Annotated in this window: 14 protein-coding genes and 3 pseudogenes; 11 read left to right on the forward strand and 6 right to left on the reverse strand. The window is 61.6% G+C overall.

The window, feature by feature from the left end; translation table 11 throughout:
* Nucleotides 1-107 precede the first annotated feature (107 nt).
* Nucleotides 108-1220 (forward strand): aromatic acid exporter family protein, encoded by a 1113-nt coding sequence (locus tag CXY78_RS15905; RefSeq protein ID WP_092342137.1) that lies wholly within the window; start codon nt 108-110, stop codon nt 1218-1220.
* Between the two features lie 806 nt (nt 1221-2026).
* Here the strand turns inward: CXY78_RS15905 and CXY78_RS15910 are convergent.
* A pseudogene (locus CXY78_RS15910) lies at nt 2027-2380 on the reverse strand (transposase); the annotation flags it as partial.
* A gap of 136 nt (nt 2381-2516) precedes the next feature.
* Nucleotides 2517-3056: a hypothetical protein gene (locus CXY78_RS20830; protein WP_104130721.1), complete on the reverse strand. Its 540-nt coding sequence runs from the start codon at nt 3054-3056 to the stop codon at nt 2517-2519.
* 176 nt (nt 3057-3232) lie between these two features.
* On the opposite strand from CXY78_RS20830, the gene CXY78_RS15915 reads away from it, so the two are divergent.
* Nucleotides 3233-4375, forward strand: coding sequence for a glutathione-independent formaldehyde dehydrogenase (locus CXY78_RS15915; protein WP_092342133.1), 1143 nt, complete (start codon nt 3233-3235; stop codon nt 4373-4375).
* Between the two features lie 164 nt (nt 4376-4539).
* A complete protein-coding gene (locus CXY78_RS15920) occupies nt 4540-4665 on the forward strand; it encodes a helix-turn-helix domain-containing protein (protein ID WP_158252889.1) in 126 nt (41 codons plus the stop codon).
* Nucleotides 4666-4988: 323 nt separating this feature from the next.
* On the opposite strand, the gene CXY78_RS21085 is transcribed toward CXY78_RS15920, so the two are convergent.
* On the reverse strand, nt 4989-5147 hold the full coding sequence (locus CXY78_RS21085) for a hypothetical protein (protein ID WP_158252890.1): 159 nt from the start codon (nt 5145-5147) through the stop codon (nt 4989-4991).
* A gap of 207 nt (nt 5148-5354) precedes the next feature.
* On the opposite strand from CXY78_RS21085, the gene CXY78_RS15925 reads away from it, so the two are divergent.
* Nucleotides 5355-6179, forward strand: a complete 825-nt coding sequence (locus tag CXY78_RS15925) for a hypothetical protein (RefSeq protein ID WP_104090211.1) — start codon at nt 5355-5357, stop codon at nt 6177-6179.
* A 155-nt stretch (nt 6180-6334) separates the two neighbouring features.
* Here the strand turns inward: CXY78_RS15925 and CXY78_RS15930 are convergent.
* Nucleotides 6335-7190: pseudogene (locus CXY78_RS15930) on the reverse strand (PPK2 family polyphosphate kinase).
* A 222-nt stretch (nt 7191-7412) separates the two neighbouring features.
* On the opposite strand from CXY78_RS15930, the gene CXY78_RS15935 reads away from it, so the two are divergent.
* Nucleotides 7413-8366, forward strand: coding sequence for a diacylglycerol kinase family protein (locus CXY78_RS15935; protein WP_233206214.1), 954 nt, complete (start codon nt 7413-7415; stop codon nt 8364-8366).
* Nucleotides 8367-8395: 29 nt separating this feature from the next.
* Nucleotides 8396-9865: a phosphatase PAP2 family protein gene (locus tag CXY78_RS21090; protein WP_158253331.1), complete on the forward strand. Its 1470-nt coding sequence runs from the start codon at nt 8396-8398 to the stop codon at nt 9863-9865.
* Here the strand turns inward: CXY78_RS21090 and CXY78_RS15945 are convergent.
* Nucleotides 9862-10668 (reverse strand): DUF1206 domain-containing protein, encoded by an 807-nt coding sequence (locus CXY78_RS15945; protein ID WP_233206215.1) that lies wholly within the window; start codon nt 10666-10668, stop codon nt 9862-9864. The two genes, CXY78_RS21090 and CXY78_RS15945, sit on opposite strands and share 4 nt — an antisense overlap.
* 186 nt (nt 10669-10854) lie before the next feature.
* Here CXY78_RS15945 and CXY78_RS15950 point away from each other — a divergent pair, with 186 nt between their 5' ends.
* A complete protein-coding gene (locus tag CXY78_RS15950; RefSeq protein WP_233206216.1) occupies nt 10855-11916 on the forward strand; it encodes a sodium:calcium antiporter in 1062 nt (353 codons plus the stop codon).
* A gap of 59 nt (nt 11917-11975) precedes the next feature.
* On the opposite strand, the gene CXY78_RS15955 is transcribed toward CXY78_RS15950, so the two are convergent.
* Nucleotides 11976-12803: an SDR family oxidoreductase gene (locus tag CXY78_RS15955; RefSeq protein ID WP_092342121.1), complete on the reverse strand. Its 828-nt coding sequence runs from the start codon at nt 12801-12803 to the stop codon at nt 11976-11978.
* 340 nt (nt 12804-13143) lie between these two features.
* On the opposite strand from CXY78_RS15955, the gene CXY78_RS15960 reads away from it, so the two are divergent.
* The 4 genes and pseudogenes from CXY78_RS15960 (at nt 13144) to CXY78_RS15980 (ending at nt 16104) form a co-directional block, all read left to right on the forward strand.
* Nucleotides 13144-13818 carry a haloacid dehalogenase type II gene (locus CXY78_RS15960; RefSeq protein ID WP_092342119.1) on the forward strand — a complete coding sequence of 225 codons (675 nt, stop codon included), beginning with the start codon at nt 13144-13146 and terminating at the stop codon, nt 13816-13818.
* A gap of 204 nt (nt 13819-14022) precedes the next feature.
* Nucleotides 14023-14244 (forward strand): hypothetical protein, encoded by a 222-nt coding sequence (locus CXY78_RS15965; RefSeq protein ID WP_092342117.1) that lies wholly within the window; start codon nt 14023-14025, stop codon nt 14242-14244.
* Nucleotides 14245-14555: 311 nt separating this feature from the next.
* Nucleotides 14556-14846: pseudogene (locus CXY78_RS22180) on the forward strand (YkvA family protein); the annotation flags it as partial.
* 253 nt (nt 14847-15099) lie between these two features.
* Nucleotides 15100-16104 carry a response regulator gene (locus CXY78_RS15980; protein ID WP_104090219.1) on the forward strand — a complete coding sequence of 335 codons (1005 nt, stop codon included), beginning with the start codon at nt 15100-15102 and terminating at the stop codon, nt 16102-16104.
* Nucleotides 16105-16109 lie beyond the last annotated feature (5 nt).

Genomic DNA, 16109 nt, shown 5'->3' on the forward strand with positions numbered 1-16109 from the left:
GACCGGGCAACTCGAACGGAGTGCATTGCCGGGAAATTCTCCGGTTCGGTCAGTACCGTAACGAAGCAACATACGCCCGGTGGGCACCGTGATTGAATGGAACTATAATGACAGGCACCACGCTGGCATCAGTTACACACACGGCGTGGCAGCTGAAATCGCAGATAACCAGGTCGCGCATGTTGCAGGCCGGCAAAGCCGCAGTAGCCGTCGGCATTTCATGGTCAATCGCTCCGCACTTGCCCGGGGTCGCCGACAATTACCCCTACTACGCACCGCTCGGCGCCCTTGTGAGCATGTATCCCACGCTCATGGGTTCGGTTCGGAATGCTCTGCAGACCCTCGGCAGTCTCGCAGTCGGAATCGTGCTCGCCGCGGCTGTGCTCGTTCTCAGCCAGCCGAACGTGGTGACGATTTCGGTCGCCGTCGGCATTGGCGCGCTGATCGCCGCGACAGGGTGGTTCGGCAACAACCGCGAATACATACCGGTGACGGTTTTATTCGTGCTGATAGTGGGCGGCCCCGACGCGGACTCCTACTCCATTGGCTACATCGTGCAAATCAGCCTCGGCATCGTCATCGGGCTCCTGGTCAACATGTTGGTCTTTCCCGCGCTAAACCTCAATGGCGTGGGCCAGAAGCTCTCGAACTATCGCTCAGCGCTGGCCGATCACCTATCCGAGGTCGCCGAAGCCCTCGCCGAGCACTGGCCACCGGAGCGGGACGGCTGGGCGTCGCGCAAAGACTCGCTCATCAACCTTTCCAGCGGGCTGCGAACTGCGCTGCAGCAGGCCGACGAAAGCCGCAAAGTCAATCCGCGGGCTCGAATCCACCGCCACCGAGACCTGAGCGCCGACTACGAGGACCTGGCCGCGCTCGAAACCATCGCCTTTCACGTGAGGGATCTCACGGAGGTATTGGCCGGGGCAGTGTGGGGCACCCCGATCAAGGTGGAACTGAGAGAGGACTTGCGCCCGTCGGTGAGCCTGGCCCTTGACGCGATGGCTGCGGCGCTGCGTGATTGGGATTCGGGAAATACGGATCTGACGGCGCACTCCGCCGCCGCGGATGCGCTTGCGTCCCTCATGGCCGAGCTTGACGACAGAAAGGACTCCACTCCGGCGACGTCGATGGGCGCCGCGATATCCATCGCGATGGATATCGCCCGGGCGCTCGCAGCCCTCCTCTCCCGCCTCGAAAGTCCGGCGACGGATGACTAGTTGCGATGCCCTGATGCCAGGACATTGTGACTTTCGCATCGTTGCCCCAGACCCACGTAGCGTCGCTGTTTCTCACCACGCTAAAGGAGCATTACATGAAAATTTTCGTCATCGTCGCCATTAGCTGCTGCTGGTCGTTGGTTTCATTCAGGCCTTGCAGTTCCTGCTCTGGGTAGGCGCCGTCCTCCTGGTCATCGCAGTCATCGCATGGGCTATCCGCAGCCGCAGCCGCTGACGCGTGCGACCGACATGGACGAGTGGGAGGACGAGGTGGCCGAAACCCCACGCGAAGAATTGCGGCGGACAAGACCCAGCTAAGGCCATCCGGAATAGCCCCGCGTGGGTTCGCATCTCGAAAAGGTATTTGGGCCCGAAGAGGTGGCCTCGATCGTGGTCAGTGGTCTCTCCTCAAGTCCCACTCCAGGTTCGACGAATTCATCCCTTCGTTAAGACGACTGCTGGAATTCGCCGAACCTTGATCAACGCAGATTGGGGAGCAGATTGAGAGTCAGGGGTAGCGCGCTCAATGTTTCATAAGGTAAGGGTGAGCGGAACAGGTTAACGTCGCATTGACGAGTCACAGGGTGGCTCGCCAGCTGCGTAGCAACGGAACAGCGAAGGACCTAAGCTGCCAGCACGACGGATACCGATGAGCAGGGTCGATCCCTACCGAAGCAACGAGGAACGGTCGGTATTGAGCGCGCTCAGCGCCTGCCGTTCGACATTTTCGGCCTGTCAGTGACTGGTCTGGTCATCATCTGCGAACTCGGTGAACCGGTTCCAGAAAACGTCAAGCCAACCATGACCATGACGCTGGCGACCATCTCTTGGCTGGCGCGCGGCACGATCGAGAGAATATTTCGCATTTGGTGCACGCGGCAGCGTTGCCAGCTGGCGCCTTGGAACACGGTGCCGATGGCCTTTTTCAATCCGGTGTGAACGTCGGAGATGACGAGTTTGACGCCGTCGAGGCCGCGGGTCTTCAACGACCGGAGGAAGCTGGTCCAGAACGCCTCGGTCTCGCTATCACCGACGTCGAAGCCGAGAACCTCGCGGCGCCCGTCGGCGGCCACGCCGATGGCGACGACCATAGCCTGGGAGATGACGCGGTGGTTGACGCGGGCCTTGCAATACGTGGCGTCGAGGAGCACGCAGGGGTATCCGGTCAGGTACTCAGGGCCTTCACAAGTCCCGGTCAGGGGTCGTGTTCCGGAACAGGAATGAGGGTCGTCAATCGGTAGGAAAGTGAACCTGCCCCCAATTTCCGCTGCGTTGTTCGGATCTAGCGGGCCACTGTCATCCGTTGAATTCAGCCACTGGATAGAACTTCGCCTCATCGGTCAGGGTAGCGACAAGATCCGATGCGCAATCAGCGTTCACGTAGGTCCACTCGGTGATCGCTTCAGAGGCAGATTTGATGACCACACTGAAACACGTGTAGATCGAAGATGGCCCAAAATAATTCTCTGAGTCGGCGAATCTGTCGCCGCCGGGGTTGCGTGTGCCAGAACTGATGAGGGCGTCGAAGATTACGCTGTTTGCGTTCTCTCGAACGTTTGAAAAGGCAAGGCCGCCAGTGGCGAGGCCGAGTAGGGCCGGATCAGCAGCACCATCCCAATAGGTGCCGGGGAGCGCGTCTGCGTCGCTCCTGAGGGCGTCCGCGAACGCACTGCTCTGCGTGCCTACGGCGCTGGCGAGGCCGTCACCGAGTGGATCTTTGAAGGGACGGGTATCGGCCCTCGCGACAAGCGACAGCTCGATATTCCGTGACGCTGTCTGCTTTCTCCTGATGCGCGCCTTTGGCCGAGTCGGGTTCTCTTGATCCGGCCAACGCACTGCCGGCCACCCCGTACGAACGCACAGTGGCGGGTCAAGCGCGATCGTGATAGACCAAAGCCATGCAGACTTTCCGCGCGGTCTAAGACTGTCCGGACAATCATCGATTGAACACCTCCGAAAGTGAAGACGGACCGTCCGTGTTCACGGTCATGAAATTCAGGGAGTGAAGAGAAATGAAGGCAGTCGTTTACAAGGGGCCCAACTCGGTCAAGGTTGAAGATGTTCCGGATGCCAAGATCGAACGTCCCACTGACGTTCTGGTACGCATTACGGCGACAAATATTTGCGGTTCAGATTTGCACATGTACGAGGGACGTACCGATTTCGAGGTGGGACGCACGTTTGGTCACGAGAACATGGGCGAGGTCATCGAGATCGGTAACGGCGTCGACGCCGTCAAGATCGGCGATCGGGTCGTGCTGCCGTTCAATATTTCCTGCGGGTTTTGCAAGAATTGCGAACGCGGTTTCACCAACTATTGCATGACCACTCAACCGGACCCGGTCGGCGCGGGCGCCGCTTACGGCTTCGCGGGAATGGGTCCGTATCCCGGCGGGCAGGCCCAAATGCTGCGTGTGCCCTACGGCGACAATAACTGCCTGCGCCTGGGTGAAGACGCCATAGAAAAGCAAAACGATTATGTGATGCTGTCGGACATCTTCCCTACCGGCTACCACGCTACCGAAATGGCCGGCGTTATCCCCGGTGACACAGTGGTGATTTACGGTGCGGGTCCGGTCGGGCTCATGGCCGCCCTATCTGCCACGATCAAGGGCGCGAGTAAAGTCTGGGTTGTGGACCGACGCCCGGACCGGCTGGCCCTCGCCGAGCAGATCGGTGCAATCGCCGTTGATGACTCAAAAACGGACCCGGTTCAGTTCGTACTGGACCAGACCAAGGGTATCGGCGCGGACCGTGGTTGTGAATGCGTGGGCTATCAGGCCCACGATCCACAGGGCACCGAAGATCCCGCTATGACTCTGAATCGGCTGATTCAGTCCGTGCGCATCACCGGGGGCATTGGCGTTGTCGGCGTCTTTCTGCCGGCAGATCCCGGCGGCTTCGACGAGAACGCCAAGCAGGGCAAGCTGGCCATTGACTATGGCCTGCAGTGGCTCAAGGGGCAAAGCATGGGCAGCGGCCAATGCCCGGTGAAGAAATACAACCGGCAATTGCGTGACCTGATTGCCGTGGGCAAGGCCAAGCCATCGTGGATCGTTTCCCACGAGATCCCCCTCAGCAAAGCCGTGGACGCCTACAAGAACTTCGGCGACCGCACGAAGGGTTGGACGAAGGTCATCCTCAAGCCCGAGTAGGCCACTGCTGAACGAACTCGCCGCGGCGCGGTCACCGCCCGACTCGACCATTGAGGCGGTGAATTCGACGTCTTCCAGTGTAGCTTTCGGAAGTATATGAGGGGTTATATCGACGAACTGGACGGCGTTGGCGTCAAGCAACGGGCGGGCGGATCCCTCTTCCTGTGGCAGAGGTATCTGGGCGGTACTTGTCCCTGGAGGAGCGACTGCGGATCGCGGACTTGCATTTGGGTGGCACCGGCGTGCGTGCGATCGCTGCTCTGGTGGGCCGTTTTGGACTGCTGCCCTGACCGAACCGCGGTACCAACAGAACATTGCCGCCGCCGCTTTGCAGGATGGCAAGCCGATCGGCATCGCAATGTCAGGACCCTCGCTCAGTGACGCCGACGAGCCGTGGCAACTGTACGATATGTACTTCTATGCCGCCTTCCGGCTATCTCCCTGTGGGTTGCTGACCCGAATCCCCCGCGCAAGCCCTTTATCAAAAGCACGGAATTGTCGCGGACGGTACCCTGAGCTTCGAATGGTTCGGGTCCTTGATACCGTTGAGGCCCGATGGTGGCGCCAGAGATTTACTTCGCGACGCCCTCGCTGACGCCGAGTGCTGTGATTCTCAGTTGACGGCGTTGGGCTGGCTGCCGGCGATCTGAGCGAGGGCGGCCAGGTGGCCCTCGAGCGTTTTTCGCCCATCGACCGTGGGCAATACCCAGGTGAGCCGCCGTGAATCCTTTCGTTCGGGTGAACTCTCCTTCCACCGCGACGATGCCCGCATCGGTAAGCACCTTGAGGTTCTTGGACAGGTTTGCGTCGTAGTTCCCGGGTGTCCCGGATGACCGCGAATTTCCAGTTCCGATGTGAAATGTGACGATCGCAGGCCCAATCTTTAGTGGACGACTGCGCGATGGTCTGCCGCGAGTTTAGGGGACTTACTCAGGACGCCCACGCACACTGGAATTTCGATCCAAAACGAAGGACCTTTGTGAGCAATCTCCAGCGCATTTTAAACATGGCATCGAAGGCCCTCGACAAGAAAGGACAGGCCGTTTCGAATGGTGGCGGCAAGGCGGATTGGCGGGAAATGGTGCGGACCGCCGCCGATAAGGTAACCGGCGATAGCCGGACCCCGGCGAACGTTGCGCCGCAGGCATCGGTCAACGCTCCGCGCGTGTCTAGATCCGAGCGGGCGGTGAGTGCTGAAGACCGTGCGGTGATCGGCCGCTATGAATACTTGCTGAATACCGCGCAGCCACAGCAGCTCGAACAGGTTCATCGGGAGGCGTTCGCGCGGCTCACGCCGGCGCAACGCGACGAAGTAAGTACGCAACTGCGCGCCGAACTGCCGGCTGGCGAATACCCGACGTCGAGTAGCCCGGATGATCTGGCCCGGTCGGCCACGCGCGGTGAAGCAAAGAACCCCGGTTTTCTCCGCAAGTTGTTTGCCAAGTCGGGTCGCCGTGGCGGCATTGCTGGTGTGGGCATGGGTGCTGTCGCCGGTGCCGGGCTTGGTGCAGCAGGCGGGTTGCTCGCAGCTGTTGCCGGCGGGGCCGTGCTCAGCAGTGTTGCCGCCCCTCTGCTGGAACAAGCCGCCGGGTTGGGCGTTGATTTTGAGTCCCTCGCGGGGAGATTCGAGGGTGGCCTGACTGATCTCACCGGAGGGCTTGATGGAGTCTCGGGTGGACTCGAAGGAGTCGCCAGCGGAGCTGGCGAGTACACATCGGGGCTCGGCGATCAGCTGTCCGAACTGGGATCAAATTTTGAGATACCGGGACTCTCCGGTCTCGGCAACTTCTTCGGGCGCGAGTAGAAGCGCCACCGGACGCGGCGATTCGGAAGGCTCGTCAAGACGATGTAACGACAAGCTAAAAATTCACAGTCGTACTTGGTGGCTGAGACAGGGCCCAGGCGTGACACTTTCGGTCCCTGCGGACTCGATGTGACCCCAACACCGGCACCACTGGGTCAGGTGGTGGAGAGGCGCACCTTCTCGGCTTCCACGTCGAAGTCGGCCGTCGGCCAGGTGAGAACCATGCTCTTCAGCGCTTCGGTGAGCAGGTGTTGCACGACGAGGCGGGCGTACCATTTGCGGTCGGCTGGCACGACATACCAAGGTGCCGCCGCCGTTGACGTGCGCTCCAAGGCAATCTGGAAAGCCTCCTGATACGCCGACCAGTGCATCCGCTCGTCGACGTCGACCGTGTGGTAATTCCAGTATTTGTCTGGTCGGTCGAGGCGCTCGCCGAGGCGTGACTTTTGCTCGGTGGAGCTGATCTGCAGCATGACCTTGATCACGGTGGTGTCGTCGTCAACGAGTTCCTGCTCGAACGCGTTGATCTGGTTGTAGCGTTTTTTGATCTCGATCGGAGGCGCGAGCTCGTGAACCCTCGCGATGAGCACGTCTTCATAGTGGGAGCGGTCGAACACGCCAATCATTCCTGCCGCTGGAACGCGCTTGCGAATACGCCACAGAAAGTCGTGCGTCAGTTCCGCTTTGGTCGGGGCTTTGAACGCATAATGGCTGACTCCCTGCGGATCGAGGTCACCGATCACGTGCCGCACGATGCCACCCTTGCCCGCCGTGTCCATGGCTTGTAGCACGAGCAGAACCTTGCGATTATCGCCGGATTTGCTGTTGGCAAAGAGTTTCTCTTGCAGTTGCGACAGGATGCCGGCGGCTTGCTTGGCCGCCCCGGCCGCGTGTTTCTTTCTTCCGTAAAACCCCGGCGTCGCCCGGGTGTCTACACCGGCCAGGGCGAACCCGGGGGGTCACCCGCAGCTGGTTGATCGAATCGTCGCTCCAATAGTTTCTGCTGGACATGGTGCACCCTTCGCTGCCGCTTATTCTGTACCGGGTCCAGCGCCGATGCTAGAGCCAGCGGGGGCGGGGCTGTGCGAGTAGACTCCCTTCATCTCGTCGATTTCCCATCCGCGGGCCTGATCCGATCGTGCCAAGGCGGCCACCCACCAAGCCAAAGGCTGCGCTCATGACGGAGCACCGAGCGACATCTGGCCCCCCCCTTCCCACCGGGTGGCTGCCGTCGTGTACAACCCCGTGAAGGTGGACCTGGCCGCTGTTAAGGCCGAGATTGCTTCCGCAGAGAAATCTGCCGGGTGGGCACCGACACTATGGTTCGAGACCACGAAAGACGACCCGGGCCTGGGGCCGACGGCCGAAGCGCTCGAGGCCGGCGCCATCATGGTCATCGCGGCCGGGGGAGACGGCACCGTGCGGGCCGTGGCCGAGGCCATGTATGACAGCGACGCTTCGTTGGCGTTACTGCCGTCGGTAACCGGCAACCTGCTGGCGCGAAATCTGAATCTTCCCCTGGACGACCTAGCAAGTTCGGCGCGCACGGCCTTCGCTGGTCTGGACCGCCGAATCGACCTGCCCCTGATCGATATTCGACGCGATGATCAGTCGATTTCTCGGCACGCCTACCTGGTTATGGCCGGGCTCGGCCTCGATGCCACGATGCTCGCGAACACGAACGATGCCGCCAAGGACAAGGTGGGGTGGCTGGCCTACGTCGGCGCTCTCGGCGGCGCAATGCTCGACCAGAACCAGCTGCACCTGCACTACAACGTCGATGGGACGGGTAACCGTTCCGTTCACGCTCACACGATCATCATCGGCAATTGCGGGTCTCTCCCGGGAAATGTGCTCCTCCTTCCCGACGCAGCCATTGATGACGAGATGTTCGAGATGGTTCTCCTGCGCCCGCGGGGCCTCGTTGGCTGGGTGCAAATCACGACCAAGATCCTCTGGGAAAATGGGCTGCTGCGCCGCACCGAAGTCGGCCGCAAATTCATGGGCCTTGCCAAGGAAGTCCGGGCACTGCGCTATATCAAGGGCCGCGAAGTCGTCCTCCGGCTGGAGCGGCCGCACGAAATCGAGCTCGACGGCGATACCTTTGGCTCGGCCCTCGCGCTGAAAATCTGGATCGAACCGGGGGCGCTCACGGTGCGCGTTCCCGTTCCGGGTTCACCCTCGTAGTCTTGCTACGGACGATCTACCATTACCTCATGGACGCCCACGGGAATCCGGAAGTTGCTGCCACACCACCGGCGAAACGTGTCACCCGCCGCTGGCCGCTGATCAGCGGTGTCGTCGCCCTACTACTGTGTGTCGGCTTGGGCGCTTACATTGTGTTCCGCGACAACGGTGCGCCCTTCAGTATCGACACCGGGTGGATGAACTTCATCGATCTGCACCGAGCGCCTGCCTTCACCGTCGTCGCGCTGGCACTGAACTTCATTGGCGGCGGCTGGCCGGGCACGCTGATTATTCCGGTGTTGATCATTGTTCTGCTGGTGTTGCTGAAACGCCCGTGGGGTGCGGGATATTTTTTGGTAGCGACGGCGCTGACCGGTGGTCTGGTGCAGGTGCTCAAGCACCTGTTTGGGCGGGCTCGGCCGGGAGAAATCATCGTCACCGTGGATTTTGGATCGTTCCCGTCTGGCCACGCGGCCAATGCGGTGGTCATGGCCGTGCTCTTGTCGATTCTCTTCCCGTTCTGGTGGATGCGGGTGGCTGGCACCATCTACACAATCGGAATGATGCTCAGCCGCACCTACGTCGGTGCGCACTGGCTGTCCGATACCGTCGGAGCGATGCTGCTCGGAATCGGTGTGGCGATCGTGCTCTGGGCGCCGGTTGCGGCCAAACTTGATGGCGAACGTGAACTCGCGCGCCTGCATCCGTCTGGGCGAGGGCACGCCCACCCGCCTGGTCGAGTCTCAGCGTGGCGGGTATGGTTCGAGAAATACGTGGTCGAGAGACGATATCTGGAGGCAGATTATCGCCGCCGATGCACAGCTTTGTCGCTGCTTCTGATCGGAGTGGGGACGCTGGTATTCGCCGCCCTCCTCGTGTCGGTGATCCAACGAAACGGACTGACTTCGCTGGATGCGCCGGTGCAGGATTGGTTGGCATCGTTGCGCTCGCCGGGACTCACCGCGGTGATGATCGTTCTGGCCGTTCTGTTTGGGCCCATCGCGCTCCCGATTATTCTGCTGGTCGTGACCGTGACCTGGGGTTTCGTGACACGGCATGCCTGGCGGCCGCTGGTGCTGGCCGGCGCGATGCTCATCGGCGTCGTTCTGGCGCAGATCATCGGACATCTCGTCGATCGCAGCCGACCGCCGACCGATCTCATGCTGTTCGGAGCGGACCCATCGTTTTCGTTTCCGTCCGGCCACGTATTGGGCGCCTCGGATTTCGTGCTGCTCACCGCCTACCTGGTGTTTTCACGTCGGAAGGGCAGTCTCGGTACAGCCCTGGTTGGTGCCTTCGCCGTGCTCTGCATCGTTGCTGCAGCGGTCAGCCGGGTCTATCTGGGCTACCACTGGGCTAGCGATGTTCTGGCCTCGGTGTCGCTCTCGCTGATCATTGTCGGCTGCGTGATCGCCTTCGACAGCCGGCACACCGTTCCGGTTCCGCACACAGGGGGCGTTCCGACGCGAACATCGACCCCGACCCTGGACAACGGTTAAAGTCGGGCGCGCCACGCCCTGGCGACACAGTAGACGCCATAGGCAATCAGGCCGATGCCGATGGCCACCAAAATGATGCTCCCAAACGGCAAGCCGGCCAGCGTTTTCAACGACCCGTCGAGGCCGCTGGATTTGCTCGGGTCCAGGGTGAGGGCCGCGACCAGGATGAGAACGGCGACGACGCCCAGCACAATTCCCTTGGCGATGTGACCAACGACTCCGAGGGTGATCACGGCCTGTCCGGCCGGGCCGCTCGGCATGGCAAGGTCCGCTGTGAATTTCTTGGCGGCACCCTTGTAGACGAAGTAGCCGCCGATGGCGAGCACGAGCAGCCCGGCGACGAACAAAATGAACACGCCACCTGGAGAGGAGAGCAGTTTCGCGCTGGCATCACTGGTGCTGCTGGCCGAACTGGTAGCGCCACCTTGAGCAAAGGTGACGGAGGTGGCGGCGAGAAAGAAGTACGCGGCAGCTTTGCCGATATTCGCGGCGCGCTGGCCCCACTTGTGTTTCGGGTCGCCGTGCACCAGAAAGGCCGAGATCAGCAGCCACAGGCCGAGGGCGAACAGGCCCACCACGACCGTCCACAGCAGGAATGCTCCACCCGGAGTGGCGGCCAGCTGTGCCAGAGCGCCGGATTGGTCGGCCGAACCGCCGGCGGCCCCGAACACCACGCTGATGGCCAGAAAACCGATCAGAATGTGCAGCAGGCCGTTGACCGCGAATCCCAATCGAGCCAACATGCGCAGGGGCGCGCTGCTTTGCGCTTTGCGGGCAACTCCGGATGGCGATGCAGCGTTCACGGGGCCATAGTATGCCCGGACGGTCAATTGCGGGTCACAAAGATGGGGTCGAAATGCATGCTGACCCAAAAGTATCGGCAAATCCGTCTCTGACCGTTGTCTCCTGCCACCAGTCGGGTGGATGCGCAGGGCTTATAAGCCCTAACGAAAACCGCGCCGCCTCGCTAGCGTGGCGAGATGGGAAGCATGCCTTTTCTCCTCCTGCTCATTATCTTTCTGGGCGCGGCGGTTGCTACCTGGATCGCGGGCGTGCAGCTGACTAAGCACACCGATGTGATCGCGGAACGCCTGCACCTTGGCGCTGCCCTCGGCGGCCTCATTCTGCTCGCCGTCGCAACGAATCTTCCTGAGCTGGCCATCACGATCAGCGCAGCCGTGTCCGGCGACCTGTCTATAGCTGTTGGAAACATTCTCGGTGGGATTGCTCTGCAGACCGTCGTTCTCGTGATTCTCGACGTATTCGGAGTGAAGGGAAACCGTTCGCTGACGTACCGGGCCGCGTCGCTCTCGCTCGTCGTTGAGGCGACGGCCGTCATTGCCGTGCTCGGGATTGTCATTGCCGGAACCCAGATGCCGCAAGGGCTCGTCATCGCCCGGATGACTCCCGCCGTTGTGCTGATCGCTGTGGTTTGGGTAGTGAGTCTCGCTCTCGTGAACCGAGCGGGCAAGAACATGCCGTGGCACGAAAACGGCTCAGCTCCGGATGCCCAACTCGAGCCTCGCGGGCACAGCCGAACCAAGCGGGTCGCCGCCGCCACCCAGGCCGGAACGAGCACAGTGAAGTCCGCAGTCATCTTCGGTATCGCCGCCCTGGCGACCCTGATCGCGGGCGTTCTTCTGGAACAGAGTGGCAGCGCAATGGCAGATCAGATCGGGCTCTCTGGCGTGCTCTTTGGTGCCACGGTGCTCGCGCTTGCCACGTCGCTGCCCGAGATTTCCACTGGGCTTACCGCTGTTCGGCAGGGTGATTACAAGCTCGCCATCAGCGATATTTTTGGCGACAACGCATTCCTCCCCGTGCTGTTCCTCGTCGCGACCCTCATCTCCGGAAAATCCGTGCTCCCGTCCGCACAGTCCTCCGACATCTACCTCACCGCAATCGCCATCGTGCTGACGCTCATCTACCTGCTCGGCATCCTGTTCCGCCCCAAACGTAAAATCCTCGGGATGGGCGCCGACTCGGTTCTGGTGCTCATCGTATATGCCCTGAGTGTTGTCGGACTGTTTGCTATTTCGGCCGCGGACTAAACCGAGCTAAAGGTTCCCGGCGAGTGACCGCGAATCACGTGGTGGACTCGTGCGGGCCCCTAGATGCTGCGGTGGTCGCGCACCGCGAGTTCGAGGGCCTCGAGGCCGGGTGCGAGGGCGGCATCCACGGCCAAAGGGTCGGTGAGGTTGAGTTCCTGCATGGCTCGGCGGTCTTGTGGCGCGGTATTGATCTCATGCTCGCCTGCTTCCAGAGCTGCAATCAAGTCGGTGATGACGTCGGCCAGGCTGCGGCGGCCCCAGCCGAGTTCGGCGCCAGCGTTCTGCGAGGTCATCATGGCGGTATCGGTCGCCCCGGGGTAGACGGTCGCAACGTGCACGCCCGTTCCGATCAATTCTCGGCGCAAGGATTCTCCGAACTGGGCCAATCCTGATTTCGTGGCCGCGTAAATCGAGTAGAACGGCATCCCGACTAGGGCTATCCCACTGGATACGTTCAAGAGGATACTTCCGCGTTCCTTGCCGCTCTGACGAAGCGCCGGCAGCAGTGCTTTGGTGAGCAGGATCGGGGCGGTGAGGTTCAGATCGATCATTGAATGGACATCCGCATCGCCGATGATTTCTAGCCGGCCCGCGCGTACATTTCCGGCATTGTTGACGAGCAGATCAACAGTGGTCCACGGTGCGACGGTTGCGGCGATCCGTTCAACGGCGCCAGGCTGGGTCAGGTCTGTGACCAAGATCGCTGTTGTTCCGCCCGCGGCGGCGACGAGGCGGGCGGTTTCGGTGAGTGTGGCCAGTTGGCGGCCGACCAGAAGGAGGTGACCACCGCGTCGACCAAACTCGAGGGCGATGGCCCGGCCAATGCCTTGTCCCGCGCCCGTGATAATTCCGCGGCGATTGGTGAGATCCAGATTGTTGAGGTCCATGGGCGATCTTCTTTCCGTTGAGTTCAGCGTCGGTCATTCGGACGGCATTGCACCCGCCGATTCCGATGCGTCTAAAAGACAACTATGAGGCACGGGAGGAATTCCCGGCGGTGCGTCCCACGCCTCACAGGATCAGCTCTAGGGCGTGGGCGAGACTTTCGTAGACTGGATGAGGGCGGATCGGTGGATCGCATCGTGTTCGCTGCCGGAAGCGTATGGGAAAGCACGAACAACTCTTTTGTCCGATTTCAGGTTTGGGTCGATGCAAGACCGGCGTGAACCAGTCGCTATCGGTCGTTTCCCACTATCCGGCGCGTTGACCAATCTTGAGGACTCCACCATGAATGCAGCCACAGCAGTGATCGTTTTCGATGTCAATGAAACTCTCTCGGACATGTTACCGATGGAGAGTCGTTTCGTGGAGGTCGGTGCCCCGGGCTATCTGGCCCACATTTGGTTCGCAGCCTTGCTTCGGGATGGATTCGCCCTCGCCGCGTCTGGCGGCAGTGCGAAATTCTCCGTGATAGGCACCGAGATGCTCCATCATCTGTTCCGCGGCGTCGCCCTGACGTGCACTCTCGATGAGGCCGTATCCCATGTCTTGGAGGGCCTCAGCACGCTGAAACTGCACCCCGACGTCGCAGACGGGGTCAGGGCATTGAAGGACTCGGGATACCGCCTTGCGACTTTGTCCAACGGGTCGGCACGGTTGGCACAAGCCATGCTGACCGAGGCGGGGATTCGAGACAACTTTGACACCCTTCTCACTGTCGAGGACGCACCGGCGTGGAAACCCGTTGGTTCCGCCTATCACTACGCCGCGAAAGCACTCGGGGTTCAAACGGCGGAGATGCTCCTGGTCGCCGTGCACCCCTGGGACACCCACGGGGCAGCCCAAGCGGGACTCCGCACCGCTTGGATCAACCGAGGCGATGCCCCTTATCCGAGCTACTTCGCGCAACCGGACTACACCGTTCCCACCCTCCACGAGTTGGCTGCACGCCTGAACGCTTAGGCAGCTGTGCGCCAGCGGCGAAAGCAAGCAGGCGAACGTCGAGAACGATGTCGCGCGGCTTCGATAAGCAGGACGACATTCGCCTTTGCGAACAACTCGTCGCGGCTCTGCCCGTAGTCTCCGACGGCGGACCTCGCAAATTCAGCGAATCTGAATTGGGAGCGGACTGAGAAACGTGATGAATGAGCGCAGTAGGCTTCGAGCATGACACGTCTTGACCGCGCTGAGTCCGAAGCAGAGTCGAAGGGCACCAGCACCGCCTATCTCGGTGGCGCCATCGCTATTATTAGCTTCTCGATACTCACTTTTGGGAATGCGTCGGAATGGTTCGACTACGTTTTCGGCGTTGCCCTCCTTTGCCTCGCAGGCACTCTTGCATACAAGGGAATACAGTCCATTACCAAAAGGCGCCGCTCTGCTGATTAGCAGTTATACCAGTAGCTTCCCGGCGCAAGTGGCTGGCTCAATTCGCCAATTCAATTCCTTGCGTTACCGCACGGAACCGGCAGACGACGATACCTACTTAAAAGACTGGCCCGCGAAGCTGGGCAACCCAGTCCTGGTTACCGAAGGACGGGTGACAGTCATCGACGGTCTCCTCGCTTGCGCTGTACTTCTCGGCTTGGTGCTCAATCTGGCACTCGGATAGTGGTGGGACATCCCTCTCGCGGGTTACGTTATCGTCTATTACGCGGCTCGCGAGGCCGTCAGTATCTTTCGTTCGAACGGGGCAGCTCATGACGACCTGGTGGGCCACGGCTCTGAGCGTGCTCGGCGGATTGCTGGTGCTGTGGCTGGCCCTTGTTCTGGTTCTCTGGATCGAACAACGCCGGCATCCTGGCGGTGCGTCACTTCGTGATCTGCTGCGCCTCGCGCCCGAGGTCGCCCGGTTACTCAAACGCCTGGCCTCCGATCGAACCGTGTCGATCGAGGCTCGAATCTGGCTCGCGGTCCTTTTGCTCTACTTGCTGTCGCCGATCGACCTCATTCCGGATTTCATACCCGTTCTCGGTTACGCCGACGATGCCATCGTTGTCGCGATCGCTCTACGATTCGCGACTTGCTATCGCGGCGCGAGTGATGTTTGCCATGCCCGTCATTGTGGACGCCAACAGGCTGTTGGTCGCGCGTTGAGTCCGAATCTCAGTACTTTGGTAGGTCGCGCAGTTGCCCGGCCGCGGTCGCTGTGCGAGAGCGCAACGTGCGATCCGCCGGGCCTACGCTTTGACGGCATGGCGATGTCCGTGACCCCGCGCCACCGGGAGTGGATAAGCTGCGGGCATGTCCCGTCTGTTGGTCATCGAAGACGACGTGACCATCGCCACGACCTTGGAGTTGGCTCTGCGTGCCGGTGGCCACACGGTCTTCTGGGCTTCGACCGGCCGTGCGGGGATCAACGCCGCGATCGCGCACAAGCCCCAGCTGGTGTTGCTTGACCTGGGTCTTCCCGATCTCGACGGGTTAAGTGTGTGCCGGGAGATTCGCAGTCTGCTGCCGGCCACGATCATCGTTCTGCTGACCGCTCATCGGGAAGAGCTGGATGTGGTGTCTGGGCTGGAGTCGGGAGCGGATGACTACCTCACGAAACCGTTCCGGGTCGTTGAGGTGCTGGCCCGCGTGGGCGCGCATTTACGCCGGGCCAACGGAGACTCCGGCTTGGTCCAGTCGGTTCCGGCCGACGACGTACGCGTGCTCGGTTCGTTGAGCGTGAACGCCGCCGCGCGCACCGTGCAGGTCAACGGCTCTAACGTTGCCCTGCCGGGTCGGGAGTATGACCTGCAGCCCGAAATCGGTGCACCCGTACCGGGTGAGCAGCTGGGCTTCTATACGGCCGGCACCCTCCTTGTTGGCTTGGGGCCGGCGCAAGCGGATGCCGCCGTGCGCGCCGCCTTTGCCGGTAAACCGGCCGAGACGACCGAGGGGGGCTGGATTTCCGTCGCCGTTCCGGTGGCGTCGGCCGAAACCGTGACCGGTGCCGTGCGTGCGGCCATGCCGATCAGCGTGCTCTGGCAACGCGTGGGGCTGACCTGGCTGGTGCTGCTGGTCGCGGCCGCAGCCGCATTGCTGGTCGGGATCGGCACGGCACGTCGGCTCGCCCGCATGATCACCGATCCGATGGAGGGCCTTACCCGCGCTTCCCTAGCCCTCGGCGGTGGTGACTTCTTCGTGCGCACCCACCCCTCGGGGCTGCCCGAGATCGATCAGGCCTATGCCGCGCTGAACGTGACCGCCGAGCGGCTGGGCGAGCTGGTCCGCAGGGAACGGCACCTGTCCGCGCAGACCTAGCATCA

It is taken from the genome of Cryobacterium sp. N19, from assembly GCF_002929595.1.
GTDB lineage: Bacteria > Actinomycetota > Actinomycetes > Actinomycetales > Microbacteriaceae > Cryobacterium > Cryobacterium flavum.

Excerpts from the sequence above, each read along its gene's own strand:
- CXY78_RS15905 (WP_092342137.1), top strand. The coding sequence starts at position 108 with ATGACAGGCACCACGCTGGCATCAGTTACACACACGGCGTGGCAGCTG.
- CXY78_RS15915 (WP_092342133.1), top strand. The coding sequence starts at position 3,233 with ATGAAGGCAGTCGTTTACAAGGGGCCCAACTCGGTCAAGGTTGAAGAT.
- CXY78_RS21085 (WP_158252890.1), bottom strand. The coding sequence starts at position 5,147 with ATGCGGGCATCGTCGCGGTGGAAGGAGAGTTCACCCGAACGAAAGGAT.
- CXY78_RS21090 (WP_158253331.1), top strand. The coding sequence starts at position 8,396 with ATGGACGCCCACGGGAATCCGGAAGTTGCTGCCACACCACCGGCGAAA.
- CXY78_RS15950 (WP_233206216.1), top strand. The coding sequence starts at position 10,855 with ATGCCTTTTCTCCTCCTGCTCATTATCTTTCTGGGCGCGGCGGTTGCT.
- CXY78_RS15955 (WP_092342121.1), bottom strand. The coding sequence starts at position 12,803 with ATGGACCTCAACAATCTGGATCTCACCAATCGCCGCGGAATTATCACG.
- CXY78_RS15960 (WP_092342119.1), top strand. The coding sequence starts at position 13,144 with ATGAATGCAGCCACAGCAGTGATCGTTTTCGATGTCAATGAAACTCTC.
- CXY78_RS15965 (WP_092342117.1), top strand. The coding sequence starts at position 14,023 with ATGACACGTCTTGACCGCGCTGAGTCCGAAGCAGAGTCGAAGGGCACC.
- CXY78_RS15980 (WP_104090219.1), top strand. The coding sequence starts at position 15,100 with ATGTCCCGTCTGTTGGTCATCGAAGACGACGTGACCATCGCCACGACC.